General features: G+C 61.4%; 22 protein-coding genes and 2 pseudogenes. 9 read left to right on the top strand and 15 right to left on the bottom strand.

The window, feature by feature from the left end; genetic code table 11:
- Nucleotides 1-109: 109 nt before the first annotated feature.
- Nucleotides 110-562: pseudogene (locus BTO02_RS22545) on the bottom strand (LysR substrate-binding domain-containing protein); the annotation flags it as partial.
- Between BTO02_RS22545 and BTO02_RS22540 the strand changes: the two are divergent.
- Nucleotides 558-722: pseudogene (locus BTO02_RS22540) on the top strand (aldo/keto reductase); the annotation flags it as partial. The pseudogenes BTO02_RS22545 and BTO02_RS22540 sit on opposite strands and share 5 nt — an antisense overlap.
- A 265-nt stretch (nucleotides 723-987) precedes the next feature.
- Here BTO02_RS22540 and BTO02_RS22535 read toward each other — a convergent pair.
- Nucleotides 988-3,078 carry a TonB-dependent receptor gene (locus tag BTO02_RS22535; RefSeq protein ID WP_232243636.1) on the bottom strand — a complete coding sequence of 697 codons (2,091 nt, stop codon included), beginning with the start codon at nucleotides 3,076-3,078 and terminating at the stop codon, nucleotides 988-990.
- A 973-nt stretch (nucleotides 3,079-4,051) separates the two neighbouring features.
- Here BTO02_RS22535 and def point away from each other — a divergent pair.
- On the top strand, nucleotides 4,052-4,579 hold the full coding sequence (gene def, locus BTO02_RS22530) for a peptide deformylase (RefSeq protein WP_075159461.1): 528 nt from the start codon (nucleotides 4,052-4,054) through the stop codon (nucleotides 4,577-4,579).
- A gap of 399 nt (nucleotides 4,580-4,978) precedes the next feature.
- Here the strand turns inward: def and BTO02_RS22525 are convergent, their stop codons facing one another.
- The 3 genes from BTO02_RS22525 to BTO02_RS22515 form a co-directional block, all read right to left on the bottom strand.
- Nucleotides 4,979-5,500 carry a hypothetical protein gene (locus BTO02_RS22525; RefSeq protein WP_075159460.1) on the bottom strand — a complete coding sequence of 174 codons (522 nt, stop codon included), beginning with the start codon at nucleotides 5,498-5,500 and terminating at the stop codon, nucleotides 4,979-4,981.
- A gap of 198 nt (nucleotides 5,501-5,698) precedes the next feature.
- Entirely contained in the window at nucleotides 5,699-6,175 is a 477-nt protein-coding gene (locus BTO02_RS22520; RefSeq protein ID WP_075159459.1) for a nuclear transport factor 2 family protein, read from the bottom strand.
- Between the two features lie 19 nt (nucleotides 6,176-6,194).
- Nucleotides 6,195-6,917 (bottom strand): TetR/AcrR family transcriptional regulator, encoded by a 723-nt coding sequence (locus BTO02_RS22515; RefSeq protein ID WP_075159458.1) that lies wholly within the window; start codon nucleotides 6,915-6,917, stop codon nucleotides 6,195-6,197.
- Between the two features lie 164 nt (nucleotides 6,918-7,081).
- Here BTO02_RS22515 and BTO02_RS22510 point away from each other — a divergent pair, with 164 nt between their 5' ends.
- Nucleotides 7,082-7,747: a YceI family protein gene (locus tag BTO02_RS22510; protein WP_075159457.1), complete on the top strand. Its 666-nt coding sequence runs from the start codon at nucleotides 7,082-7,084 to the stop codon at nucleotides 7,745-7,747.
- A 60-nt stretch (nucleotides 7,748-7,807) separates the two neighbouring features.
- Here the strand turns inward: BTO02_RS22510 and tdh are convergent, their stop codons facing one another.
- Nucleotides 7,808-8,836, bottom strand: coding sequence for an L-threonine 3-dehydrogenase (gene tdh / locus BTO02_RS22505; RefSeq protein ID WP_075159456.1), 1,029 nt, complete (start codon nucleotides 8,834-8,836; stop codon nucleotides 7,808-7,810).
- A gap of 54 nt (nucleotides 8,837-8,890) precedes the next feature.
- Nucleotides 8,891-10,090 carry a glycine C-acetyltransferase gene (locus tag BTO02_RS22500; protein WP_075159455.1) on the bottom strand — a complete coding sequence of 400 codons (1,200 nt, stop codon included), beginning with the start codon at nucleotides 10,088-10,090 and terminating at the stop codon, nucleotides 8,891-8,893.
- A 154-nt stretch (nucleotides 10,091-10,244) separates the two neighbouring features.
- Between BTO02_RS22500 and BTO02_RS22495 the strand changes: the two genes are divergently transcribed.
- The 3 genes from BTO02_RS22495 to BTO02_RS22485 all read left to right on the top strand — a co-directional run bounded on the left by BTO02_RS22495 (nucleotide 10,245) and on the right by BTO02_RS22485 (nucleotide 12,488).
- Nucleotides 10,245-10,895 (top strand): helix-turn-helix domain-containing protein, encoded by a 651-nt coding sequence (locus BTO02_RS22495; protein WP_075159454.1) that lies wholly within the window; start codon nucleotides 10,245-10,247, stop codon nucleotides 10,893-10,895.
- Nucleotides 10,896-11,059: 164 nt separating this feature from the next.
- Complete coding sequence (locus BTO02_RS22490; RefSeq protein WP_075159453.1) at nucleotides 11,060-11,467, top strand: DUF2471 family protein; 408 nt, start codon at nucleotides 11,060-11,062, stop codon at nucleotides 11,465-11,467.
- A gap of 25 nt (nucleotides 11,468-11,492) precedes the next feature.
- A complete protein-coding gene (locus BTO02_RS22485; protein WP_075159452.1) occupies nucleotides 11,493-12,488 on the top strand; it encodes a tyrosine-type recombinase/integrase in 996 nt (331 codons plus the stop codon).
- Between the two features lie 115 nt (nucleotides 12,489-12,603).
- On the opposite strand, the gene BTO02_RS22480 is transcribed toward BTO02_RS22485, so the two are convergent.
- Nucleotides 12,604-13,809, bottom strand: a complete 1,206-nt coding sequence (locus BTO02_RS22480; protein ID WP_075159451.1) for a DNA-binding protein — start codon at nucleotides 13,807-13,809, stop codon at nucleotides 12,604-12,606.
- Between the two features lie 1,833 nt (nucleotides 13,810-15,642).
- On the opposite strand from BTO02_RS22480, the gene BTO02_RS22475 reads away from it, so the two are divergent.
- Nucleotides 15,643-16,992 carry a replication initiation protein gene (locus tag BTO02_RS22475; protein WP_075159450.1) on the top strand — a complete coding sequence of 450 codons (1,350 nt, stop codon included), beginning with the start codon at nucleotides 15,643-15,645 and terminating at the stop codon, nucleotides 16,990-16,992.
- A gap of 188 nt (nucleotides 16,993-17,180) precedes the next feature.
- On the opposite strand, the gene BTO02_RS22470 is transcribed toward BTO02_RS22475, so the two are convergent.
- Together BTO02_RS22470 and parA are read right to left on the bottom strand one after the other, a co-directional pair.
- Nucleotides 17,181-18,245 carry a ParB/RepB/Spo0J family partition protein gene (locus BTO02_RS22470; protein ID WP_075159449.1) on the bottom strand — a complete coding sequence of 355 codons (1,065 nt, stop codon included), beginning with the start codon at nucleotides 18,243-18,245 and terminating at the stop codon, nucleotides 17,181-17,183.
- Nucleotides 18,246-18,269: 24 nt separating this feature from the next.
- Nucleotides 18,270-18,932 (bottom strand): ParA family partition ATPase, encoded by a 663-nt coding sequence (gene parA, locus BTO02_RS22465; RefSeq protein WP_075159448.1) that lies wholly within the window; start codon nucleotides 18,930-18,932, stop codon nucleotides 18,270-18,272.
- 458 nt (nucleotides 18,933-19,390) lie between these two features.
- On the opposite strand from parA, the gene arsC reads away from it, so the two are divergent.
- Nucleotides 19,391-19,753 carry an arsenate reductase (glutaredoxin) gene (gene arsC, locus BTO02_RS22460; protein ID WP_075159447.1) on the top strand — a complete coding sequence of 121 codons (363 nt, stop codon included), beginning with the start codon at nucleotides 19,391-19,393 and terminating at the stop codon, nucleotides 19,751-19,753.
- Between the two features lie 66 nt (nucleotides 19,754-19,819).
- Here arsC and BTO02_RS22455 read toward each other — a convergent pair whose 3' ends face one another.
- From BTO02_RS22455 to BTO02_RS22440, 4 genes are all read right to left on the bottom strand, one after another.
- On the bottom strand, nucleotides 19,820-20,791 hold the full coding sequence (locus BTO02_RS22455) for a sulfonate ABC transporter substrate-binding protein (RefSeq protein ID WP_075159446.1): 972 nt from the start codon (nucleotides 20,789-20,791) through the stop codon (nucleotides 19,820-19,822).
- Between the two features lie 244 nt (nucleotides 20,792-21,035).
- On the bottom strand, nucleotides 21,036-21,242 hold the full coding sequence (locus BTO02_RS22450; RefSeq protein ID WP_075159445.1) for a zf-HC2 domain-containing protein: 207 nt from the start codon (nucleotides 21,240-21,242) through the stop codon (nucleotides 21,036-21,038).
- On the bottom strand, nucleotides 21,229-21,840 hold the full coding sequence (locus BTO02_RS22445; protein WP_075159444.1) for an RNA polymerase factor sigma-70: 612 nt from the start codon (nucleotides 21,838-21,840) through the stop codon (nucleotides 21,229-21,231). Before BTO02_RS22445 ends, BTO02_RS22450 begins: the two co-directional genes overlap by 14 nt.
- Before the next feature lie 193 nt (nucleotides 21,841-22,033).
- Nucleotides 22,034-22,243 (bottom strand): hypothetical protein, encoded by a 210-nt coding sequence (locus tag BTO02_RS22440; protein ID WP_075161273.1) that lies wholly within the window; start codon nucleotides 22,241-22,243, stop codon nucleotides 22,034-22,036.
- A 353-nt stretch (nucleotides 22,244-22,596) separates the two neighbouring features.
- Between BTO02_RS22440 and BTO02_RS22435 the strand changes: the two genes are divergently transcribed.
- Nucleotides 22,597-23,148: an NADPH-dependent FMN reductase gene (locus BTO02_RS22435; protein ID WP_075159443.1), complete on the top strand. Its 552-nt coding sequence runs from the start codon at nucleotides 22,597-22,599 to the stop codon at nucleotides 23,146-23,148.
- Nucleotides 23,149-23,313: 165 nt separating this feature from the next.
- Here BTO02_RS22435 and BTO02_RS34840 read toward each other — a convergent pair whose 3' ends face one another.
- Nucleotides 23,314-24,780 carry a hypothetical protein gene (locus BTO02_RS34840; RefSeq protein ID WP_075159442.1) on the bottom strand — a complete coding sequence of 489 codons (1,467 nt, stop codon included), beginning with the start codon at nucleotides 24,778-24,780 and terminating at the stop codon, nucleotides 23,314-23,316.
- Between the last annotated feature and the right edge of the window lie 167 nt (nucleotides 24,781-24,947).

The following is a 24,947-nucleotide window of genomic DNA, read 5'->3' as shown; positions in this document are numbered from 1 at the left end:
GCGGTCTTCCGCTATCGCGGAGGATGTGCCGCAGTTTCGCGTGTTCGCGGGTTGCCGCGCTGCGGGAAGAATGTGGATGACCGCCATTGCCGGGTCAGAGCACAGAAGCCTAGTCTGCCACAGATGGCGAATTCATGAGGTGAGGCAGTTCGGGGAACGATGCTTCGGTAGCCTTCAGGAAATCGACGAACGCGCGCAACGGCGACGGTAGATGTCGCCGGCCCGGATAGTACAGAAACGGGCCGGAAAAACGCTGCCACCACGGTTCAAGGATCGGTTCCAGCGCGCCGCTGTCCAGATGCGCACGCAGCATGCCTTCATAGAGATGGACGACGCCGAGTCCCGCCAGCGCGGCGTCGACCGCGAGTTCCACCGCGGCGGCGGGGCGCACCACGAGCGGGCCCGACGGGTCGACGCGAACCACTTCGCCGTCGCGCTCGAAATCCCAGGTCGGCATTGCGCCGCCAGCGAATTGACCGCGCAGACACGCGTGCGAGAGCAACTCGCGCGGGTGCGCCGGGCGGCCGTGCGCGTCTAGGTACGCGGGCGCCGCGGCGGTCGCGCTCGCGTGGCTGCTGTATCGGTCGCCGAATATTCTGCTGATTCCGGGGACGTCGTCGGTCGCGCATCTGCGCGAGAACATCGCGGCAGCGCAGATCGAATTGACGGATCAGGCGCTGGCGCAACTTGATGCGATTGGTGCGAAGAGCCATGAGCCGTGAGCGGCCTTGCGGCGCCTGTTCGACGGCCACGATCGAACGCGCCGCCGCGAGCGCCGACGACAGCGCGAACAGCACGCCTTGGCCGCTGCGTGGATCGAACATCGCGGCAGCGCCGCCGACGAGTCGGTACGCCGCGCCGGCGGCCGGACGAACGAGCCGCCAGCTGACGCCGAAGCACTGCGCTGCGCCCCGACGCATCGACGAGCCAGCGCGCGCGACGGCAGGTGGTCGCAGTCTCCACAGCGACGCCGTCGGTCGTGCCGTATCAGAAGTTCGCGTGCACGTTGACGAACGCGCTCAACGACTCGCCCACGAACGCGCCCGCCGCATTCGCGGCGACGTAATAGCGCCGGTCGAACAGGTTGTGCACGTTCAGATCGATACCCCAGCGCGGCGCCTCGTAGCCGAGAGCCGCGTTCGCGATCACATACGACGGAATCGAATTGGCGTTGGTGATGTCGCTGTATGTCTTTGCGACGTAGTTCACGCCCGCGCCCACATGAAAACCGGGCACGCCCGCAATCGAGAAATCGTAGGTCGACCAAAGGTTGCCGATATAAGCGGGCGCACCTTGTGGACGATTGCCGACGGACGAAATGCCCTGCGGGTTATCGGTGATTTCGGGATCTTGCGCGGTGAAGTTCGCGATGACGTGCCAATGGCTTGTCAGCGCCGCGTCGATCGACGCCTCCGCGCCGCGCGTTTTCTGGCTGTCGAACACGACGGATTCGACGCCGTTGATCGTCGTCAGTGCCGCGACGTTGTCGCGCTTCACGTCGAAGAGCGCAGTGTTCAGAATGAGGCGCTCGTTGAGAAGCGAGAACTTTACGCCGACCTCATACTGCAGCGCCGATTCCGGTGCTCCGATGCCGTTCTGCGTATTCTCCGAGTTGAAATTCGCGAAGTGGCTCTTCGAAATGCCGAAGTACGGCGTCATCCACGGCAGCAGCTTGTACAGTGCGCCGATGTTCCAGCTGACCGGTGCATCGTTGCGCGAGTCCGTTACGCCGGCGAGCAACGGCTGGCCGTTCGTGCCGAAGCGCCCCGGCACCGAGATATTCGGTGTCAGCGAGGTATCCCACCAGTCCTTGCGAACGCCCGCGCGCACCTTGAACTTGTCGGTCACGTCGATCTGATCGGTCGCATAGACGCTGTAGTAGTTCGCGACCAGACGGTCGTTATCGCACGAGTGCTTCGCGTCGCACAGGAACGCCAGCTGATCGGCGCTGGTTTCTGGCGGCACCGGGTTGAACGCGTCGGGAATGTTCGGCAGGTCCGCAGTCGTGCGTTCGGTATCGATTAGCTGATGCTGATATTCGAAGCCCGTCAGCAGCGTATGACCGACGCTGCCGGTGCCGAACTTCCACACCGGCTCGAGCTGATAGTCGAAGCTGTTGTCGCTGTCGTCCTGCTGCCGCAACTGACGGCCGATCACTTCTCCATTGCTGATCTTCGTGCTGGTGCTGTCGCCATTCGTCAGCGCGTCGAGCGAGCGGTGCAGATACGAGAAGCGGTTGTTGATCGTCAGGAAGTCGTTCACTTCCCATTTATCGGTCAGTGCAGGGCGCACATAGGTTTGCCGCGCGGTCGCAAACGGCGTCGAAAATTTCGCGTTGCGCGAGACGCTCGAGAGCGGCGAGCCGTTGAAATAGATAATCCCGTACGAATCGGGTGTCTCGTGGATATCGCGCAAGTCGAGCGAAAATTCCAGCGTGTGCTTGCCCAGTTGCCATTGCAGATCGGGCCTGACCTCATAGTCGCGGCTCGCGAGGTCGCGAAAGCCGTCGGTGCGCGAGAACGTGGCGTCGACGCGGTAGTTGAGCCCTGCAATGCCGGTCGGCCCGGTGATGTAATCGCTATTCGTCAGGGTTCCGTACGAACCGGTCTGCACGCTCGCGCCGTAGTGGAGATCGGGCGATGGCGTGTAGTGCACGATATTGATCGTGCCTCCCGGAGGCCCGCTGCCGAAAAGCGCGGAACCCGGACCCTCGATAATCTCAACCTGCTTCACGCCGTTCAGCGAGTGCGAGATGCCGCTCAGCTCGTCGCCATCGGAGAAGCCGTCTTCGTACACCTGGGCGTTGAGGCCGCGAATCAGGAAGTGATCGTAATAGCCCTTCGAATCCTGCCCGCCATAATTGACGCCGCTCGCGTTCGTGATCGCATCGCGCAGCATCGTCCCGCCTTGCTCATTGACGAGTTGGCGCGGAATGACCTGAACGCTTGCTGGCAAATCTTCGAGCTTCGTGCCCGTTTTGGTCGCATCCACGCGGTGCCGCGGATCGTTGACGCGATCGGTTTCGACGAGCGGACCATAGCCGGTCGGCGCGCTGCCTTGCACGTGGATCGCGGGCAAGGTTGCTTCGGGCAGCGCGGCGGTAGACGCGCCTGACGATGAGCTTTGCGCTATGCCCGTCGGGACTGCCGGTTGTGCTGGCGGTTCTGCTGGCAATGGCTGTTGTTGTGCCTGCGACTGCGCCCATCCGGATTGCGCGATTGCGATGCCCATGCATAGCGCGGCAAGCCGAATATCGGTTTTCCTGCGCAAACGCGCACGAACCCTGCGCGCCGTCTGGCGAGCCCTTCTGACATTCATGAATCGATCCCCTTTCAAACGCACTTCAGTGATGTGCCGCTTCGCTACGCGTGTCGCATGACCGCCGGATGCGGGCAATACATGCGATGCGTGCGAAGGGCATGCAGCAGCCGCACGCGGCAACGCGCGAGGCCGAAAAAAGCACGAAAGTGGGGACCTGCTCGATTGAAGGCGGTCGCTACATTGGCGATCGTTAGAAACGACGACGGCGCGCGAAACACGCGCGTCGAGGAGTGAACGTGACTTTGATCGGGTTTATTCCGGCGCGTCGAAATATTTTCGACGCACGTGTCGATAATGCTTACGAACCGCAAGATTCGCTGCTGGAATGAGCGAATCGGACCATTGCGAAGCAGTGGGTCGGGAACGCGACGAGTACATGTTCGCGAAACAGCAATGGATCTTTACGACAGACAGGTGAGATCCTGAAAAAGCTCACCTTCATGTTTTGGTTCTCCGATCTTGTTTCACAAAGCATTTTGCTGGCGGACAGTCTCGCGGCGTAGCTGGTATTTGCGGTGCTGTGCCTCGAAGCGGCGTATCGCAAAGGTGAGGCTTTTCGGGAGCGACGTCTCTGTTCGCCGCACTTTGTCCAAAATGCCAGTAAGGTTACGCCTACAACACGCGGGAGAAGCAGTGAACCGACCGGTTCACATCAGGTTCATTTGGGCAGGAACGAGCTTCGCGATCGCTTCGCGCACATGTCGCAATTTTCAAATCACGGATTCTGATCATGGAACGCACCTTCCTTCCGTTCGAATCGCCGATGCTCAGGCAAGTCGCGGCACCGGTAACCGCCTTCGGCACCGATGAACTTCGCGCGCTCGTCGCCGATATGTTCGACACGATGCGCAGCGGCCGCGGCGTCGGACTTGCCGCCCCGCAGATCGGTATCAGCCAGCGCATCGTCGTGCTCGAGTTTCCCGGTGGCGAACGCGCGCCCGGCGAGGCGCCGGTGCCGCCAACCGCACTCATCAATCCGGTCATCACATCGGGCGACGGCGCGGTCGAAGACATAGAAGGCTGCTTCAGCGTGCCGGGCAAGCGCGGTTACGTCACGCGCCACTCGCGTATTTCGTATCTCGCGTACGACGTCGACGGCAATGAGATCGGCGGCGAAGCGCGCGGCTTTCATGCGCGGATCATCCAGCACGAGATCGATCATCTGAACGGCGTGCTGTATGTCGATATCGCGAACCGGACCGAACCTTGGGACAGGACGACAACGCAGATCAGAGATGACTCCGATCAAGCAAGGTGAGGCCGTCAAAGCGACGCGCTTCACTTGAGCTGCTTCCCGAAAATACTCACCTTTGCGACAGTCGGGCCTCGCCGGGGGCGAGCCGTACTGATGCATTCGCATCCAAATCAGGATGCGGGTCTAAATACCATTTCGGCAATCAAGCCTATAAGGCAACAGCAACAGGACGCGTTCAGCAGTTACCTTCCCTGGCTTGCCCCGGCTGGCAGAAAGCGTTGCCCGGCCCGCCTTGCGGCGGCACGGCCACGTCCGGTTCGTCCGGGCACGTACACTGCACGCCCGGCCCAGCATGCCCGAGGCAATCGGCAAAGCGACGATGATCTTCTTCATGCGCGCACACGGGATCGTTGCCAGTTGTCTTCCGTGGCACGCACGCGAATATTGTCGCGCCTCCGCTCGCTAGAATTTCACGCGCATCTGAAACCCGATCGTGAATGGCAAGTCTTCCGAAGGAATCGGCGGGATCACGATAAAGTTCATCCCAACGCGCTTGTACGCGGTCATCACGATCGGCGCGGCGACCGGCCCGATCGAGTGGTTGTGTCCGAGGCCCCAGTCGTTGTAGTTGTAGCCGGAGATAATGCCGCCCATCACCGCGAGCCTGACGAAACCCCAATGCGCGAACTCGGGCGCCCAAACGCCGCCGCCGTAGTAGGAAGGCCGGCGCAGCGAGTTGCGAAAACCGCCTGCCGTCAGCGCCCACTGGCTATTCAGCCAGCATTCGACGCCAAGACCCGGATTGAATTGCTCGAGGTGTGTGTCGGGGTCCGGGTCGATGTGATACGACGCGAACATGGCGTCGACCCAAACGCCGCCGCCGCACCATTCGGCATAAGCCGATGATGCCGCCAGTCCGACTGCGAGCGCCGCCATGGCGCGGCACGCGCTTTTCCTCGTTTTCCTGATTTGCCGAAAGCGCATGTCGTCTCCGCCGGCGGCCCGATGCCGGTGACGTCAGAACTGCGGTCTCTATCGATAGGCGTCTCCGGCGCCCACTGTAACCCACAATCGGCGGCAATCCGACGAACGATATTCGGCGAGCAAATAACAAAACGGTGAACGTCCGGCAGGAACGTTCACCGTCAACACTGCGTAACGAGCAGGTTTGATCCGCAATAATCAGAGGCCGAGATCGGACAAGCCAGGATGATCGTCGGGACGGCGGCCGAGCGGCCAGCGGAACAGGCGGTCGGTTTCGCGGATCGGCATTTCGTTGATGCTTGCGTGACGATGCGCCATCAGGCCGTTCTCGTCGAATTCCCAGTTCTCGTTGCCGTATGCGCGGAACCAGTTGTTCGAGTCGTCGTGAAACTCGTAGGCGAAGCGCACCGCGATACGGTTGCCGCCGAATGCCCACAACTCCTTGATCAATCGATAATCGAGCTCACGCTTCCATTTACGGCGCAGCAATTCGACGATCGCCGGACGGCCCGTCGCGAATTCCACGCGATTGCGCCATACGCTTTGCGGCGTATAGGCAAGCGATACCCGTTCCGGGTCGCGCGTGTTCCATCCGTCTTCTGCGGCGCGCACTTTCTGAATGGCCGTTTCGCGCGTGAAGGGCGGAACGGGCGGGCGGGTTTCGATCTCTGCCATGATGACCTCCTAAGGTCGCTTAAGTCGGGTTACGGTCTCTTGCGGTGGATGGCTGCCCGTCCGATCGCGGACGGGTGGGGCGTTGGGAATGCGAGTGGGTGTGGGGTGCGTTGTGGACGTTGCGAGCCTCGTAGGCATCGAGCACATGTTCGGCGGCGCCGCGCGCATCGATTGCCGCGTCCGGGTCTCCGCTGACGAGCGCAACGCCGATCGCGCCGTCGATCAGAATCAGCAACTGATGCGAAAGCTTCGCGGCGCGCCGTGCATCGGCGCCGATCGACGCGACGAATTCATCGCACTGCGTGCGCACGAATGCGAGCAGACGCTCCTTGTGCTCGCGCGCGACGACGCGAATCGGATCGTCGGGCGAGGCGATTTCACCGGCGGCATTCAAAAATGCGCAACCGTGAAAGTTTTTGGACACGAACCATTCGCGCAGCACATCGAACATGCCAAGCAGACGCGCACGCGGCCGCTTTCCATGGCGCAGCGTGCCTTCGATAAACCATTTCATCCAGCGTTCGTCGCGCCGCTCGAGCGCAGCTGCAACGAGCGCGTCCTTCGATTCGAAATGCGTGTAGAAGCTTTTGCGCGCGGTGCCCGACTGCTTGACGATCGCATCGACGCCGGTCGCATGAATTCCGCCCGCGTAAATCAGCGCCTCGGCCGCTTCGAGCAGCCGGTCGCGTGCCGAACTGGAAGCCAAAGCGGATGCTGATGAGGTGTCGGTCGAGGTAGCCATGCGGCGAATGGTAGAACGATCATTCTACCTCGTCAAGTGTTCTTTTTCGGACGATGCATGCAGTCGGGTTGGCGGCCGGGCGACCGCTCGCGCCGGTAGCTTGCTAAAAGCTGTCCGTGCGCTATCGTTCGGGGTGCGTGTCGAATCGAACGGAGAGAAAAAACATGAAGAAATCCGCTGTCCGCGCTACCGCCGTCGTGCGCGCGCTTTTCCTCGTCGTAGCCACGACATCCGCGATGAGCGCGTGCACGCCGCTCGAGGTGGTCACGCACACCGTCAGCACCGCCGAGTCGCGCGTCCCGGCCGGCACGTACAAGCTCGACCCGAGTCATTGGAGCGTCACGTTCGATGTCGATCACTTCAAGTATTCGCGCTTCGTGATGCGCTTCGACCGCGTTACCGGTCAGCTCGACTGGCGTGCAGGCGGCATGGCGAGCAGCTCGACGGCCATCACGATCGATGCCGCGAGCATCGACACGAACGTACCCCAGCTCGACAAGATGGTGAAAGGCGATGAAATGCTCGATGTCGCACGCTATCCGGACATCCGCTTCGTCAGCACGGGTTTCGAGCGCACGGGCGAAACGAGCGGCAAGCTGACCGGCGACCTGACGATTCGCGGCACGACGCAGCCGGTCACGCTCGATGTGAAGTTCAACGGCTACGGCGTCGACCCGCTGACAAAGCTCGACACGATGGGTTTTTCGGCGGAAGGCAGCTTCAGCCGCTCGAAGTTCGGGCTGTCGACATGGTTTCCGGCCGTCGGCGATGAAGTGCGCGTGCGGATTCAGGCCGAATTCGACAAGCCGCCGTCGGGCTCGGCGGGTTGAATCGATACGCGCGGATGGGCGGCGCGATCGCGTCGCCCGGCTCGACAGGTACGATCGAAGTTACACGGTCCAGTCCAGAATGACCTTGCCGCTTTCGCCCGACAGCATGGTCGCGAACGCGCGCTCGTAGTCGTCGACGGCAAAGCGGTGCGTGAGGATCGGCGACAGATCGAGCCCGCTTTGCAGCATGGCGACCATCTTGTACCAGGTCTCGAACATCTCGCGGCCATAGATGCCCTTGATTTCGAGCCCCTTGAAAATGACCTGATTCCAGTCGATCGACGTTTGCGCGGGCGGAATGCCGAGCAGTGCGATCTTGCCGCCATGGTTCATCGCTTCGAGCATGCTCGTAAACGCGCTCGGCACACCCGACATTTCGAGGCCGACATCGAAGCCTTCGGTCATATGCAGGTCCGCCATCACATCGCGCAGTGTTTCGCGCGACACGTTCACCGCGCGCGTCGCGCCCATTTTGCGCGCCAACTCGAGCCGGTAGTCATTGACATCGGTGATGACGACGTTGCGCGCGCCGACGTGTTTCGCAATCGCCACCGCCATAATACCGATCGGCCCGGCGCCGGTAATCAGCACATCCTCGCCGACGAGATTGAACGACAGCGCCGTATGCGTCGCATTGCCAAACGGATCGAAGATCGCGGCGAGATCGTCGGAAATCTCAGGTGGAATCTTGAACGCGTTGAACGCGGGAATCACCAGATATTCGGCGAATGCGCCCTCGCGATTCACGCCGACGCCCACTGTATTGCGGCACAGATGGCGGCGCCCCGCGCGGCAATTGCGGCAAAAACCACATGTGATGTGACCTTCGCCGGACACGCGGTCGCCGATCGCAAAGCCCCGTACTTCCTGGCCCATCTCGACAATCTCGCCGACGTATTCGTGACCGACGTGCATCGGCACGGGAATCGTCTTTTGCGCCCAGTCGTCCCACTTCCAGATATGGATGTCGGTGCCGCAAATCGCAGTGCGCGCGATGCGGATCATCACATCGTTATGACCGACTTCGGGTTTTTTGACGCGGGTCAGCGTGAGACCGGGCGCGCGTTCGAGTTTTGCCAAGGCTTTCATGGTGATTCCTGCGAGACGAGTGTTCCGACGATGCGAAGGTGCGGCGGTGTCGTTTCAGATCACACCGAGCGAACGGCCGACGCGTGCGAACGCATCGACCGCGCGATCGATCTGTTCAGAGGTATGCGCCGCACTCATCTGTGTGCGAATGCGCGCGCGGCCGCGCGGCACGACAGGAAAGGAAAATCCGATCACGTAGACGCCTTCGGCGAGCAACGCATCGGCCATCTTCGATGCGAGCTGCGCATCGCCCAACATCACAGGGATGATCGGATGTTCGCCGGGTACGAGCGTGAAGCCGAGCGCAGTCATCGCGCGGCGAAAATGCGCGCCGTTTGCACGAACGCGTTCGCGCAACTGCGCGCCTTCGTCGCTATCGAGCAATTCGAGCACTTTCAGCGAGGCGGCGGCGATGCTCGGCGTCAATGTGTTCGAGAACAGATACGGACGCGAGCGCTGCCGCAATAGATCGACAATCTCCTTGCGCGCTGCGACGTAACCGCCGGAAGCACCGCCTAGCGCCTTGCCGAGCGTGCCCGTGACGATGTCGACGCGCGACAGCACACCGCAATGTTCGGGCGTGCCGCGGCCGTGCTCGCCGATGAAACCGACCGCGTGCGAATCGTCGACCATGACGAGCGCACCGTAGCGGTCCGCGAGATCGCAGATGCCGGCAAGATTCGCGATGATGCCGTCCATCGAGAACACGCCGTCGGTTGCGATGAGTTTGAAGCGCGCGCCCGCCGCATCGGCCTCCTGCAATTTTGCTTCGAGATCGGCGAGATCGTTGTTCTTGTAGCGATAGCGCTTCGCCTTCGCGAGCCGCACGCCATCGATGATGCTTGCATGATTGAGTTCGTCGCTGATAATTGCGTCGTTTTCGTCGAGCAGCGTTTCGAACAGACCGCCATTCGCATCGAAACAGCTCGAATACAGGATGCAATCGTCAGTCTGCAGAAACGCGGACAGCGCGCGTTCGAGTTCCTTGTGCACGGTCTGCGTTCCGCAGATGAAACGCACCGACGCCATGCCGAAGCCGTCGCGCTCAAGTCCAACCTTCGCGGCCGCGATGAGGCGCGGATCGTCGGCGAGGCCCAGATAATTGTTGGCGCAGAAATTCAGCACGCTGGCGCCGCCTTCGAGCTTGATGTCGGCGGCCTGCGGGCTCGCGATCACACGTTCCGTCTTGTAGAAGCCGTCGGCGCGAATCTGATCGAGCGTGCCTCGCAAATGGGAAAGGAAAGCATCGCGCATGAATCAGCTCCTGTTCGAGTGAGCGGCCCGCGAGGTCTGGATGTGCTTCGACGCGCAGCGGCCTGTTATAGTCGACTATCAGCTTTACCGGAAAAATTCGATTTTTCGAATTTAAGTTCGATATGTCGAACAACTCTAAACGATGGGTCAGTAAATGGCAAGCTCGGAATCCCCGCGTCGGTCGCGTACCTCGCGCCGTGCAGCAACGTCGGCGGCTGCAACTCTGGTGAACACGTCCCCGGTAGCGGCCGTAGCTGCGCCGCCGCGTGTCGGTGAACAGATCCAGCGGCTGCGCGGCGAACGCAAGATGACGCTCGACGATCTGTCGCGCGCGGCGGGCGTGTCGAAATCGATGCTGTCCGAAATCGAGCGCGACAAGGCGAATCCGACCATCGCCGTCGCATGGCGTCTGACGAACGCGCTCGGCGTGAGCCTCGATTCGTTGTTCGCGCCGCCGAAAGCGCCGGAGGCCATTGCGGTATCCGGCCCGCACGAGATCCCAACCTTGAGCGGACACGATGCGAAATACCAGTTGCGTGTGTGGGGACCCATCGAGCTCGCCGGCAAGTTCGAGTGGTACGAGCTTACGCTTGCCGCAGGCGGCGCGCTCGTATCGAACGCACACGAACCGGGAACGCGCGAGCATTTGACCGTGCTGCACGGCACGATCGACGTCGAAGCGGCAGGCGCGACGAGGCGGCTCAAAACGGCGGACACTGCTCGCTATGTGGCCGACGAGCCGCACGCGATTCGCAACGCCGGCAAAAACGAAGCGAAGGCACTGCTGGTCGTGATTCACGGCTGACGCGTTGACTGCGGTGCGCGCACGCCAGCGGCAATGCCGGTGCTTATCGCATGGCGATTCGTACGCCCGCTTTTTTCGTATGCCCGCCTTTTCGCAGAGGTTGCAACGAGTACTGTATATTTGTACAGTATATCCCCGTCCTATCGACTGCGACCGGAGCCGACATGAACCGCTCGTCCCCCGATCCTGATGCCGCATTAGCCGCGCTGCGCTACCGGAATGCGGCGCGCGACCTCGAGCACATCGTCCGGCATATCGCGTCGCGCTATATCGCGCAGCAGGTTCCGCTCACGTGGCGCCTGCTCCATGCCATCGAGGCGGAAGCGCTGGCCGACCTAGGCTTCGCCAGCCGGCACGACGCGCTGATGCTGGGCCTGTTTCAGCGGCCTACGGCGTTGCCTTATCCGGAAACGGACGACCCCGTCGATTTCGGCGCATCGAATGCATTGCCTGCGGTATTCGCATTCGCGGTTGCTGCGTATGAAGAAGCGCAACGGGAAGCGGCACGGCTGGCGGCAGCCACGCAGCCCGCAAGCAGAAGCAAACGCCGGGCGCGAGCGTGGGGCGGGTAGCGATGTGAACCGCACTCGAACGCCAATGCCGGCCGCATCGGGTGACCTGTTCGATCGCGAACGGGAAGACTGGCTGCGCGACCCCGCGGTCGCGTTCGACGCGTGGCTTGCAAGCCAGCAATTCCGCGCCTCGTCGGCACAGGTCTATCGGGCGCAGTGGGGCCTGTTTCTCGAATGGCTACAAGCGCGGCGCAAAACACTGGCGACTGTCGACCGCAGTTCGATCGCCGATTTCGTCGCGGGCCTGTCGATCCGCAAGCCGCAGCGTGCGCGGTATCTGCGGCTGATCGAACGCGTGCTCGATCACGTGCGCTCCATCGAAGCGGCGTCGACGAATCCGGCACGCTTCATCGCGCAAGATGGCGAAGCGGGCTGGCGTAACGCGCGCGACAACGAACCGACCGGTTTTCTTTCTCCGGCCGAGCGCGCAACGCTCGTCGCCCATCTTTCATCGCCGGTGACCGGCGTGTCCGGTGCCGAACGCTGGCGCGCATATCGCGATCGCGCGCTCGTCGCGGTTTTTCTCGGCGGTGGACTGAAGACCAGCGAAGCCATTGCTCTGACAATGCGCAATATCGACATCGGTACTGCGTGGCTCACCATCGACGGCGACAATCCGTTGCTGTCGCGTCGCACACGGCTTGCGCCGTTTGCCGTCGCGGTGCTTGGCGCATGGCTCGAGGTGCGTGCGGCCGTGGGTCTCGCAGGCGTGCTCGCATTTCCGGCGTCGTCGTCGGGACGGCCGATGCACAAGGCAACGGCGTTGCGCGCAATCGATGCGCTGATCGGCACCGCGGGCATTGCGGCTTCGCGTGAAGCGCGCGCGAGCCCGCAGACGTTGCGCAATACATTTGCTGCCGATCTTTTCGATAGCGGGGTCGACCCGGAACTCGTCGGCCAGTGGCTCGGTTTCGCGCAGCCGGTTTCCGCGCATCGGCTACATCGTGCCTGGAAAACCTGGGTATCCGAACAAACAGGCGGCCAGTTCGATCAAGGTGAGCCCGGAACCAGCGATGCGTGAACCGGTGATGCGCGTTTGCGCGAGCGCTCACCGATGTGCGAATGTCCCGTAAAGACTCACCTCGGGCGATCCCGCAAAAGCTCACCTTTGCAGAAAAGCCTTGCACGACCTGGGCTTACATAGACGTCGAAACGGCTCCCTCGGAAAGAAAGCGCGCGACCGCTTCAAGCCGTGACGCCCCTGTTCCCGACGAATGTTCGCATTCCGGGCAAGACAATTCGTAGTGGTGATCGACATGCGACAGCTCCGGCTCACCTGCTTCGCATTTCGGACAATGCGCCGGCAACACGACGTGTCCGTCGATCGCCGTGCCGATCGACGCAAGTTCATCGGCACTCAAACGGCCTGCGCTCGCAAGCGCAAACATCAGACGCGCGATCGAAGGATCGATGCCTTGTTGCGCACGCAGCGCCGCGACCTGTCGCGTCATCACATCGAGTTCGTCGGACTGTTCGCGCAATTGCGCATCGAGTCGGTCGCCTCTCGCTTTGGCCGCCGCAAGTTGCTGGATGAAATCGAATTCCTTGCGGCTCGCCTCGCGCACGCCGGATTGATAAGTCGCCGCCATACTGCGCAGCGAATCCAGTTCGACGAGCATCGGCTTCACGCGGCGCTCCGCTTCAGATACGGCGTCCTTGATCTGCTGCGCGTAATGCTCGGTGCTTTCGCGCATTTCCTGGTGAAGTGCGTCGATTCGTTCGCGCAATGCCGCACTCGTCGACTGCTCGGCTTCGAGGCGTTTTTGCAGTGTCTCGTTTTCCGCATCGAGCCGGCGTACCGACGCCTGCAGGCTTTCCTGATGCGCGCTGCCGTGCGTCGACGCGGCAGCCAGTTGCGCCTCGAGCGCGCGCACGCGCTCCCATGCGGCATCCGCGCGAGCCTCGCTGCGCGCAATCGCCTGCTCGGCTGCTTCGTGCCGGATCTTGCCGTCGTGCATTTCCTGATGCGCGGCCGCAATCGATGCCTGCATTTCCGCGCGCTCTTCGTCGAGCGATGCGCGCGCTTCGACGAGTGCTTCCTGGTACAGTGTGCCGAGCAGCTCGCCGGCGCGCTCTTCGAGCGTCTTCGGAATCGCGCCAGCTCCGATGCGTACGCGCGACGCCTGGCGAATACGTTCCCAGAAGCCGTCGATGTCCTTCGGGATGTCGCTGGCGCTGCCGGTTTGGGTCAATTCCCGGACAGCAGCCATCGAAGGTCGGATGCCAAGATCGAAAAAGAGCCGTTTGCATGCATGCAAGGAAAGCTCCTGGCGCCGAGCACCGGTCTGCCGCATCGACTCCAGCTCCCGCTGGATCGCCTCGCGTTCGTCATCGAGGTTCATGTATGCCTCGTCGCAGATTAGATTCGATGAATCATAACAAATTACGTAATGTTTGCTACGTTTCTATCCGTACTAAGATCGTTAATCTGGTGGAAGGCTTGCATACCACAATGCGAGCGCGTTTACCGACGATTCTGCACGGTCATCCGTGAAACAAAGCGAAGAATAGCCCATAAGTATCTGTAGCTAAAAGATTTTCTTTGTTTCTGGCATTTCGACCCTATGTTTCACGACGCGAAATGAGACGTGCAGGGTGTTGACCTTGCAGTTTCTCTCCGCGACTCGCGGTTATTCGCTTGAGAGACATAAAAGTAAACACCCTTGAACCTTGGTTAAAAACGTTAACGCCACGGCAAACCCTTATCAGGTAAGGATCTGCGGCTAGTCAGGTGAAGTTTTACGGGATTCGTGGTGAGCCGGCACGGGATTGTGCAGTGATGGGATTCGGGGCGCCTGGTGAGCAAGTGCAGGACAGTTCGTGAGCGGGTTCGGGAGACGCCCGGAAAAACGGCATCCTTCAAAGGTGAGCGTTTTCGGGGAATAAGCGCGTGCAGGCCCTGTTCTGCCGGAATGGTGGCCCCTTGCTTGCGATCACGCGAGGGTGAGTCGCTGCGGGAGGGCTTCCGGCGTCGCTTTTTGGTGTTTTTTTGCCGCTATCAATGCGATCGGTGAGAGCGAACGGGAGCGCAGAGCCTTGTCAGGTGAGGTTTTTCGGGGCGTCGAGCGCTTTCCCGGGCGGTCTTCGGCATCTGTGGCCTCCAAAGGTGAGCATTTTCGGGAGATTCGGGCAGGGTTTTCGTCTGCAACGGGCAATGGGAGATGAAGAGTCTGTCAAAGGTGAGGGAATCCGGGAGCGCGAACCGTCATCGGTCGACGGGCCGGAAATGTCATGCGTCGGTCAAAGGTGAGGTTTTGCGGGATGCCTCGGAGTCGCTAAATGCGCTTAAGGTGAGTAAATGCGGGATCCGATTAGCGGTTGTTCACCGCAAAGGTACAGCAGAAGGCGATCGCGACGAGCGCGTTTGCCCCATTCCGCGATCGAGAGGTGAGCGTTTTCGGGTGGCGTCCGAAGATGCGGCCGATTGGCTGGGCCACGGGTGCGCGCGCTAAAGGTGAGGAATTTCGGGAGAGGTTTGCCAGTCATGGTCCGCTTTATATGTACATCGTAAGTACCAGAATCGATTGGGGATTTTCCGGAGAGCAGCGATAGGTGAGGGTTTGCGGGAGATCACGCTGCAGCTCGGCAGACATCGCGGAAGCTGCGTCCGAAGCGCGTTGAGGTGAGGTTTTTCGGGACCCCGGAACACTGCCGGCGCTGCCTATAAATCGTGAAGGTCCGATTTCTGCGGCTCTCAAGGTGCTTCAGGTGAGAGTTTTCGGGAGTGGTGGTGCTGCGTGGGCTTCCGGGGTGCCGCGATGCGGGCAGTGAACTGGTGCGCGGGATTCCCATCCGTGAGCAGCAGATGGCCCTGATGGGCGACTGTCTGACGCTCCGGCACATGCGAAGCTAGCCGAAGGCCGCCGACATTCGCAAGCCTGTGTCTTTGCATCGAGATTTTGCGTCGCATAATTACGACGCTCGTTGCGGTGAGCCGATACGGGAGATGAAGGACGCCGCAAGCGACAGCCTCGTCGCGAGCGACTTTTACAGATGCCGCGACAAGCAACGAATGCCGGAATGCCCCGGAATTTCGGAAGGTGAGTGTTTTCGGGAATGCGGCGAGGTGAGTCGCGGCTCGTAAACCGGCTTCACCAGGAAATGGTGAGGCACACCCTATAGACGCGCATCACCCCAGTCGGTATCCTTGCGCAAAATCCTTTCCGACCCGACGCATGGCCACGAAGCGCGCGAAGAAAACCGATGTGGTGAGCCCCAGTTCCGCCGAACTGCGCAAGGCAGTCGAGGCCATCGCGATTCAGCCGAAAAGCGGCAAGATCACCCTCCTGACCCGCAAGCTGTTCAACGTGCTGCTGGCCGTCGCGCAGCAGGCGGACGAATCCGGCGACACTTATCGCGCGCTCCTGTCCGATATCGTTGCCAACTCCGCATTCGATTCCAACGACACCGCGCTCGTCAAGGAACACTTGCGCCGGATGGTGTCGGTCCAGGTCGAATGGAGCACCGGCACGTCGAGCCAGAAGCCCGGCCGCAAATGGGGCATCTCGACGCTGATTGCCGATGCCGAAATTCTCGAAGATCCGGCCACGCGGCGCGTGTGGGTGGAATTCTCGTTTGCACCGAAGATCAAGAAGAAGCTGCTCGACCCGGTACAGTACGCGCGTCTGAGCCTGCAGTTCCAGAGCCAGCTGCGCAGCAGCGCGGGCCTCGCGCTGTACGAGATCTGCGTACGCTATCTGACCAATCCGAGCCATCTGACGATGCGCGAGTCGTGGGAATGGTGGCGGCCCATTCTGTCGGGCACGCCGGACACCGAGGCCGGTGACGAGGCGAAGCGCGAATACAAGTACTTCAAGCGCGACTACCTGCGGCCGGCCATCGCCGAGGTCAACGCCGTTACCAACATCTTCGTCGAGTTGATCGAGCATCGCGAAGGCCGGCGCGTTGCCGAGATCCAGTTCCGCGTGACGGAGCGCAAGCAGCCGATGCTGGCGCTCGACGAGCATCCGAACGTGTTCGACAGCACGCTCGTCGACCGGATGGTGAAGATCGGCATCCCGCTCAAGGAAGCGCAAACGCTCTACGCCGACAGCGAAGAAAACCGGATTCGCGCGGCGCTGCAGATGACCGAGCAGCGGATGCGCAGCACGACGCTGCCGCCGGTGCGCAGCGCGCCGGCGCTCTTCAAGGACGCGCTGAAGAAGGGCTATGCGCCGCCGGTCGAAGCGTTGCCGCCGGCCAGTGGCGGCAAGGCGTCCGGCGCGGTTCCCGCGGACGATCTGAAGGCCCGGCTGCTGAGCGAATATGCAGCGTATCGGCGCAAGGAAGCGCAGGCGCTCTATGAGGAACAGGGCGACGCCGAGCAGCAGGTGGCGCGCCAGTCGTTCGAAGAAGACGAACTGCCCGAGCTTGGCACCCATATGCGCGACGACTGGCGCCGCCGTGGCCTCGATTCGAAGCTCGCCGAGACTGCGTTTTTCGATTGGCTCGCACGGAAAACCTGGGGCGAGCCGACCGATGGCGATCTGCTCGCCTTCACGTTGAGCCAATCGCGCGCCGCTTGAGGCTGCTTATCCGACTGGCCCGATCGATTGCACGCGGTTAGTGTGCGTTGCGTGGGTAACACGCGCGCGACCGGTGGCGTGAGGAGCGGCGCGTGCGTTCTGCTCCCGCGCGATATGGCTGCGCTTTGTCGCATCGCACATGATCCGCACGAAGCCTCACCTCGGCGCGCCACGATGTCTTCGACGTTTTATTTTTTCTGCAACATTCGCTCGATCTGTTGAAGGATGTCGTCACGTTTTTCGCGCGACAGCCCTCGCAGACGCAGCTCAATGCGATCGTCCCCATAAGACTTCAGATCGCCAACCGACACACCATCGAACTTGATCTCGAGCCGCTGCGCGTAGCGCTGACGTCCTGCAGGCTTGGCGCTTTCCTGCGCGCTCGCCCTGCCCTTCACGATATCGGCGACTTGGCGAGTGCTGAGGTCGTCGGCCAGGATCTTGTTGATGAGGCGCAGCGTGGCGTCCGTGCCGCGCGCCGAGTGATAACGGCCCACCTGATAACCCATATTCGAGCCAAACCGATCCGGTCTTGCGACCATTTCCTGCATCACGACTTCGGGCAACTTTGCGATCGACAAGGCGACAGCGACCGTCGATTCATCGAGTCCCAGATGCTCGGCCAATTCCTTCTGACTTTGGAAGTGCTTGTCGTCGAGAAATCGCTTCCAGACGACTGCGTTGTCGAACACAGTCTGTGAATCGCGCTGAACGTTGAGGTCGTAACCGAGTTTGTAGCTCTGGATACCGATCGGCAGATCGATGACGATCGCTTTCACGGTTTCCTTATTGGCTTCCTTTAGCGCGCGCACACGGCGACCGCCGTCGCTAACGAAGTAAGTGCCGGGATTGTCGTAGTCTGGAATGACGTGGATGGCCTGCTGCTGGCCTTGCTTTGCGAGATTGACGGCAAGCTCTGCGATCGACGATTTCAGGTAGAAGTGCCGCGGGTTGAACGGGCTCGCCTTGATCACTTTAAGCGTCAGTTCGATGACTTGTCCCGGACGATAGCCATGTTCGGCGCGCCACGCTCGGTACTGCGGCGATTCGTGGATCGATTCCGTTGATTCGACTTCATTCGATGCAGGCTGAGATATCGATTGACTCGAACGGCCGACGACGTCATCCGTTTTGCGGGTGGGACTCTGCACGAGGCCGTCGATCGCGTTGAGACGATCGAGTGCCGTGCGCTTTTCGCTGCTGGTTGTATCCGGGCGCGCTTGAAAGCCTTTGGCGAATTGGGAGGGTTTCATTCAGGGACCTTTATGCGCATAAATTCAGGGAAGCAGGGCACCAATCTCTTCGGCGACGGCGCGGATCTCCACGCTCGCGAGTCTGGCGCCACGATCGTTCATCTGCAGCACCGTCTGGCCGAGGGCCATGGCCTGCTTGTACGCCTCACGGGTAGGAATCTGGGTTTTGAGTAGCGGAAAACCCAGCTCTTCCAACGCGCGCTTGAGTTCGCGCGTCAGCATGCGTTTCTCTTCAGTCTTGTTTAGCAGGAAGACCGCTCGCAGGTCTTCGTTCATGACCTGCGCTTGCTGGATCAGTTTGACGAGCCCAACGCTCGACCAATAGTCGGCCGGCGAAGACGATGTGGGAATGACGGCGACCGTCGCGGCCAGCAATACAACGCCGGAGACTTTCTCGGTGATCGACGGCGGACAGTCGACGACGATGACATCGTAGTCACCGACGAACTTCTTGATCTCGCGATGGATCTGGCCACCGGCTTCCGAGAGATTGACGACAGGAAACGGAATGCCGGCTTCTCCATCCGACGACGCGCTTGCCCAGTGAACCAAAGTGTTTTGCCCATCCGCGTCGACGACGAGAACCCGCTTTCCCTTTTCATGGAAAGCGGCGCCGAGATGCATCGCGATCGTGCTCTTTCCGACACCGCCCTTTTGTTGTGTGACTGCGATGATTTCAGCTGCCAAGCTTCACCTCCCCGTATTGGACGCTGCTGAATTCTACCTTGATGTATTTTTGTTTCAATGCATTTTGTCGTGACAGTGCGACAGATTAGCGATTCGGCCTGGGTTTATGCGCATAAAGGCGGCGCGTCTTCACTGGATGAGGTGGATGTCGAGCGCTAAGCGGCTTAAGCGGTCACGTGTTTCGCTCAAAGAGCGGGGATGAGCGCGCAAGCAGAGCGCGGCTTTATGCGCATAAAGCAGGTGTCGGCGCAGACCGCATGATGCGCGGCCTTGCAATGGAGGGCGACGATCGATGATCGGAACGTCACAAGGCTCGCCGCCCTCGGAGCAAAGCACAGCCCGTTCGGAATTGGCCGGAGTGGCGCTCTTCGCTGGCGTTTCGCAAGCCCGCTAAAATTCCAGGACCCCGCTTCGGCCTGCTATTCAATACAGCCCATCGCAACCATGGAGCCACCACGATGATCACGATCTATCACAATCCTCGTTGCTCGAAATCGCGAGGCGCATGCGAACTCATCGATACGTCGTTCAACGCAGCAAACGAGCCGGTCATGATCGTCGAGTACCTGCGCGAGCCATTGACGGTCGCGCAGTTGAAGGAATTGAACCGAATGCTTGGCTGCCCGGTACGCGACATGGTGCGCAGTACCGAGCCTGAGTACAAAGACCTGAACTTGGGCGCTGACGATATCGACGACACTCAACTTTATGAAGCGCTCGTCAAACACCCGATCCTGCTTCAACGCCCGATCATCGTGCGCAACGGCAAAGCCGTGATCGGCCGGCCGCCCGAAAACGTCAAAGCGCTATTCGACGAGTAAATTGAACAGCGCGTAGAAGATTTCGACTTGGGGTAGATATTCCAGCAAATACCGACGTCAGCGAATTCAGCCTTTCGCTACCTGCAAAACCGCGTCCTTCGTCACGATCTGCTGAGGAATGATGCGAAGCTGCGCAAATGCATCGGCAATGCGTTGTTGCTCCGCGAGCACGGATGCGTCGATTGGACGATACACGTGCGCGTAGTGTCGAAGGCCGCTCTCGATGACGCTCGCGTCGAGTCCCTGGATCGGTGCAAGCTGCGCGGCTGCCTCGGCGTTGTGGCCGCGTACCCATTTGCCTTCTTTGCCGACTTCGTCGACCACTGCCGCAATGACGTCGGCGTTTTCCTGTGCGAACGGACGCGCGCTCAGAAAGAACTGGTGATGACTGACGATGCCTGCGCCGTCGGTCAGCAAGCGCGCATTGGTCTGCCGCTTCGCGGCCTCGAGGAACGGATCCCAGATCGCCCACGCGTCGACCGCGCCGCGTTCGAATGCCGAGCGCGCATCGGCGGGCGGCAGAAACGCCGGCTGGATCTCCGCGTACTGCACACCGGCCTTCTGCAGCGCGGCGACGAGGAACCAATGTACGTCCGAGCCTTTGTTGAACGCGACTTTTTTGCCCTTCAGATCGGCGACCGATTTTATCGGCGCGTCGCGATGTACGAGGATGCCTTCCGCGTGCGGCGTCGGGATTTCATAAGCGGTGTAGACGAAGTTCGCACCGGCAGCCTGCGCGATGACCGGCGGTGCCTCGCCGACATAACCGAAGTCGATCGAACCGACATTGAGGCCTTCGAGCAATTGGGGTCCCGCCGGGAATTCAGTCCATTTGACGGTGATGCCAAGCGGTGCAAAGCGCTTCTCGAGCGTGCCGTGCGCTTTGAGCAGGACGAGCGTGCTTGCCGCCTTTTGATAGCCAATGCGGATGGAGGTGGCGGCGCGTGCAGCGGCGATGGAGGGCAGGGCCGCTGCGGCCATCGCGGCGCCGGCTCCGGCGAGAAATGCGCGGCGCGTCAGGGAAGGATGACGAATCATGATTTGGGATCGGGAATCGACCTGGCGAAAGACGGACGCAACATGGACCGGTTGCGTCAACGATAAGTCGCTCGCCGGCGATCGCGAACCGATAAATTCGCATAAGCAAATCACGTTGGACCTAACGCGCATCGCTGCCGTGAAAAGTGTCATGCGTGTCAAACATGCCGAGTTCGTCATCGCGTCAAACAGGCATGCGTGTCAATCAAGCTGCACTCACATCGGAGACACGCGCCGCGTCCGTCTATTGCTCGCGCGGGCCGGCATCATCGACGTCGTCGATTCCGCTCATCGCTCGCGAGGCCGCACGCAGCAGTCCGATGTGTCTGCGGAAGTTGCGGCACCCGCTGCAAGTCGGCAGATGCGCGCCGACGGCGAGCCGTTCGCGCAGCTCGAGGTTGCGCTCGAGCGCGTCCGAAAGCAGCCGCGTGATGTCTTTACACTTCCCCATCGACGTCCCCGCTGGAAAAGCCCTTTTCGGTCAGGCATGCGCGCAGCCGTAAGCGCGCACGGTAGATGAGCACGCTGCAATGGTTCGCCGACAATTGCAGTTCACTGCAAATCTGATTGGTTTCGAGGTCGAGGAATTCGCGCATCATGAACACGCGCCCGATCTGTTCGGGCAAGTGATCGAGGCACATCTCGAACAGCGTCCAGAACTGTTGCTGACGCAGCGCCCGTTCGGGCGTCGGCCACGAGCGAGGCTGCGCTTCGCGCGACCAGTGCCCGTTTTCCTTGAAAAGTTCGCGATCGAGCAAGGCTTCGCCATCGAGTTCGTCGTCGAGCGCCGACAGATTGATCGTGCGCTGCCGCGCGCGCAGGATATCTACGAGCTTGTGACGCAGAATGCCGAAAACCCACGTTTTGTGTTCGGATTGACCGGCAAACCGGTCGGCCTGCGTCCACGCCGCAGCCAGGGCTTCCTGCACCGCGTCTTCGGCCGCTGCCGCATCGCGCAACTGAAGCCGCGCAAAACGCAACAGGTCGCGGCGAAGCCGGTCGAGATAGGCCGGATCGTCGAACGCCTGTTCGGCGATCAGGGTCCTCATGCCCGCCCCCGCACGTCGCTGCGAGACGAACAGCGAGAACCTGACTCTGCGTAGAGGATGAAGCGCCGTTGCCGACGCCGATTGTAAGGACAGTTCGTATTCATCAGTGGGAGAAAAGGCGCCTTAGCGGACTCGGCGCACATTTTCCCTCACTTGCCGCCTGGACGGATTTAAATCCGGCTACAAGGCCTCGTCAAGAACTCTTCCCGCCGCCATCGATTCCGCTGCCGGTTCGCCACACCTTCTTGCCCTCTTCGGACAACTCGCCGCAGCTGTGCTCCGCATCGGCCTGCGTGTTCTCGACGGCCATCTCGCCGCCCGGTTGTTCCTGCGCCTTTTGACGTTGCCCTTTGCGAGCAGCCATTGCTTCGTCGTGCGATTTACCTGAAGTAACGCGTGTCATGCTGTTATCCCTCCGTAAGAAACTGCACCCGCGACCGATGAACTCGCTACGTAAAGTGTGCGCGGCGCGAGACATGCGGCCGCTCCAAAGGCCCGAGCAAGCGTGCCGTAACAGGATCACAGCGCGCCGTAATTGGAATGCATCGTCGCAGGTAGTTTTTGCCACGCGCCCGCTAGCCGATCGCAAGCTTGAGTCACAAGGAGAAGGGTCGATTTATCCACAAGGTTTTCCCCGAAATCTGTGGATAACAGACGTGGTACCGGACTTGTCCACAGACCCGAAGCGTATTCGCGAATGCCGCTATGATTACAAAGCCGTACCTTTAACTGACGTAACTCTATGGGAACGACACTATGGCTTACCAGATTGCAGTCATCGTAGGCAGCCTTCGCCGCGAATCTTTCAACCGGCAACTTGCCCATGCGCTGATTTCCCTCGCGCCGGCCGAATTCAAATTTGAATTTGTCGAGATCGGCAACCTGCCGCTGTACAACCAGGAGTACGACGCGGACTTCCCCGAGCCGGCGCGTCAGTTCAAACGGCAGATCGAGTCCGCCGACGGGTTGCTGTTCGTGACACCCGAGTACAACCGTTCGATTCCCGGCGTGCTGAAAAACGCGCTCGACTGGGGCTCGCGTCCGTGGGGTCACAGTTCCTGGGGCGGCAAGCCGGGTGCGGTGTGCGGAACGTCGCCGGGTGCGATGGGCAGCGCGCTCGCGCAACAGCATTTGCGCAACGTGCTCGCGTATCTCGACGTGCCGACGATGGGCCAACCCGAAATCTTCGTGAAGCACGATCCGTCGCGTATCGATGCGAACGGCGCCATCATTAACGACGGCACGCGCGAATTTCTGCAGAACTTCGTCGACACCTTCGTTGCCTGGGTAAAGAAGCACCAGGTCTAAAAGCACCACATCTAATCGCTGAAGCGCCGCACGTCCGACGTCCGCCTGCGTGTCGACTCGTGCATCCAGCCGCACGTCGATCGGCGCGTCGACCCGGTTTCGCTGGAAGCGGCGCGGAATGCACGGCGCCGCTGTTCTGCCGATCATCGTTACGCTCGCCTGTCGTCAATGATGATGGTGACCGGTCACGCGCTCCCATCCATGCCGAACCGCTGCCTTGAAGCGATCCCAGCTTCCCTCGGGCGCCGCGCGTTCCCAGTCGTGACGCGCTTCGAGTTCGACGTCGTCGTCCCACGGTCGATCCTGATAGCGTGCGTCGCGTCCCATCGTCGCGCCGTATCGGTAAGCCGGCACGTATTCGTCGTAACGCGGGCCCTCGCGTGCGCCGAATTGCTCGTCGTAGTGCAGGCGGAAATCCTCTTCGTACTCGAGAAACTCGTCGGGAATCGGTGCACCGAGGTCGCCATCGCCGGCGCGGCGGACTGCCTGCTGGTTTGCGGCGGACCTGGTCGCAGCTGTCGGTGGCGAATAGTCGTCGCCGCGCAGCTGCTGGCGCGCGTCATGTTCATTCGTCATGCCGGCCGTGCCACCCAAGCCGGCCCCCGCCGACGGGAACTCGGACCCGGCGCCGGTCTGTGCATCGCCGCGAACGTTTGGAGTATTGCGAGGTTCCGGCGCGCGAGGGGTCATATTCACTGGCTCGCTGACGGATTCCGCCGCCTGGCGCTGCCATAAGCCTTCGCCAGGCAGAGGTGTCGCCCGGCTAATGTCCGCGGGATCCGACTGATATTGCGCGGCGCCACGCACGGTTCTCGCCGGATACGCAGACTCGTCGCCCGCACTCGACGGAGCCTCGCCAGAGGTTCGCGAAAACTCATCACGCGGGGGCGCAAATTGCTCTTGCGACGATGGCGCAAGCGGCGTGGCCGGCACGTCACGCACCTGCTCACGCAGTCGCGCTTCGCGCATTGCCGCTTCGTCGAGTTCGCGACGACCGGTATCGGCCAGATCGGGCCGCAGCACCGCGCCCGATCCGGGCAGGCCGCCGGCCGCGATCGCCGTCCGCGCGGCTTCGTCATCGAGCGGCGTATCGTGCGGTGGCGCGTCGATGTGCTCGTAGCGACGCTCTTCTTCCATCGCGCGCAACGCCTCATTCGGCGGCTGCGCAGCGGTGGGTGTCGCCCCCGGTGTGCCGAGACCGAGCTCGTCGAGCATCGAATGTTCGCGCCGCACTTGTGCGGCCTGCCCGGCACCGCGCGGCGGCTGATCGATACGCGCGCGCTCGCTGACGTCGTGCGCGCCAAGGCGCATCAACAGGTTGTGCGCCAGTTCCGTGTGCGCGTCGGAAGCCGCATCGACGGCCACGAGCACCGCCCCGCGCCGCACGGCATCCGAGTAGCGTTCGGCTATCGGTTCGTCGAGACTCGAACCGGACGTCGAAAAAAGGCTCGAAAAAAAGCGCTCGATATTCGCGAGCACGCCCGGCGATTCATCGGCGATCGCATCGGACGCCGTTTCGGGGTTCGCCCGTAACTCGACCTCGTTATAAGCGAAGCCCGATTGCACGAGTGCGTTGCGCGCACCGTCTGCTTCCGCGTAAGTGTTGAACAGGCCGATAACCGTCTGTCGCATGGCTGCCTCCCGGATGATTCGCTCAGGCCGGCGGCGCAACAGCTTACGGCCGTCGCTCGCCAGCCGGCGTTAACGGGAAGGTGCGCAACGATCGTGCCGGGATTTCCTGCGGCGCAAAGCCCGCGCAAAGCGCAAGCAGACCGTTTCTGCCACGCGCGCGCAGCGCC

Source organism: Paraburkholderia sp. SOS3 (genome assembly GCF_001922345.1).
In the GTDB taxonomy this organism is placed as follows: Bacteria; Pseudomonadota; Gammaproteobacteria; order Burkholderiales; family Burkholderiaceae; genus Paraburkholderia.
The sequence above is the reverse complement of the archived record's forward strand: the minus strand, read 5'-3'. Positions and strand labels throughout refer to the sequence as shown.

Coding starts and splice junctions, on each gene's coding strand:
- BTO02_RS22475 (WP_075159450.1), top strand. CDS start 15,643: ATGGCCACGAAGCGCGCGAAGAAAACCGATGTGGTGAGCCCCAGTTCC.
- BTO02_RS22470 (WP_075159449.1), bottom strand. CDS start 18,245: ATGAAACCCTCCCAATTCGCCAAAGGCTTTCAAGCGCGCCCGGATACA.
- BTO02_RS22515 (WP_075159458.1), bottom strand. CDS start 6,917: ATGGCTACCTCGACCGACACCTCATCAGCATCCGCTTTGGCTTCCAGT.
- BTO02_RS22490 (WP_075159453.1), top strand. CDS start 11,060: ATGAACCGCTCGTCCCCCGATCCTGATGCCGCATTAGCCGCGCTGCGC.
- arsC (WP_075159447.1), top strand. CDS start 19,391: ATGATCACGATCTATCACAATCCTCGTTGCTCGAAATCGCGAGGCGCA.
- BTO02_RS22500 (WP_075159455.1), bottom strand. CDS start 10,090: ATGCGCGATGCTTTCCTTTCCCATTTGCGAGGCACGCTCGATCAGATT.
- def (WP_075159461.1), top strand. CDS start 4,052: ATGGAACGCACCTTCCTTCCGTTCGAATCGCCGATGCTCAGGCAAGTC.
- BTO02_RS22520 (WP_075159459.1), bottom strand. CDS start 6,175: ATGGCAGAGATCGAAACCCGCCCGCCCGTTCCGCCCTTCACGCGCGAA.
- BTO02_RS34840 (WP_075159442.1), bottom strand. CDS start 24,780: ATGCGACAGACGGTTATCGGCCTGTTCAACACTTACGCGGAAGCAGAC.
- BTO02_RS22450 (WP_075159445.1), bottom strand. CDS start 21,242: ATGGGGAAGTGTAAAGACATCACGCGGCTGCTTTCGGACGCGCTCGAG.
- BTO02_RS22440 (WP_075161273.1), bottom strand. CDS start 22,243: ATGACACGCGTTACTTCAGGTAAATCGCACGACGAAGCAATGGCTGCT.
- BTO02_RS22445 (WP_075159444.1), bottom strand. CDS start 21,840: ATGAGGACCCTGATCGCCGAACAGGCGTTCGACGATCCGGCCTATCTC.
- BTO02_RS22510 (WP_075159457.1), top strand. CDS start 7,082: ATGAAGAAATCCGCTGTCCGCGCTACCGCCGTCGTGCGCGCGCTTTTC.
- BTO02_RS22495 (WP_075159454.1), top strand. CDS start 10,245: ATGGCAAGCTCGGAATCCCCGCGTCGGTCGCGTACCTCGCGCCGTGCA.
- BTO02_RS22435 (WP_075159443.1), top strand. CDS start 22,597: ATGGCTTACCAGATTGCAGTCATCGTAGGCAGCCTTCGCCGCGAATCT.
- BTO02_RS22480 (WP_075159451.1), bottom strand. CDS start 13,809: ATGAACCTCGATGACGAACGCGAGGCGATCCAGCGGGAGCTGGAGTCG.
- BTO02_RS22485 (WP_075159452.1), top strand. CDS start 11,493: ATGCCGGCCGCATCGGGTGACCTGTTCGATCGCGAACGGGAAGACTGG.
- tdh (WP_075159456.1), bottom strand. CDS start 8,836: ATGAAAGCCTTGGCAAAACTCGAACGCGCGCCCGGTCTCACGCTGACC.
- BTO02_RS22455 (WP_075159446.1), bottom strand. CDS start 20,791: ATGATTCGTCATCCTTCCCTGACGCGCCGCGCATTTCTCGCCGGAGCC.
- BTO02_RS22525 (WP_075159460.1), bottom strand. CDS start 5,500: ATGCGCTTTCGGCAAATCAGGAAAACGAGGAAAAGCGCGTGCCGCGCC.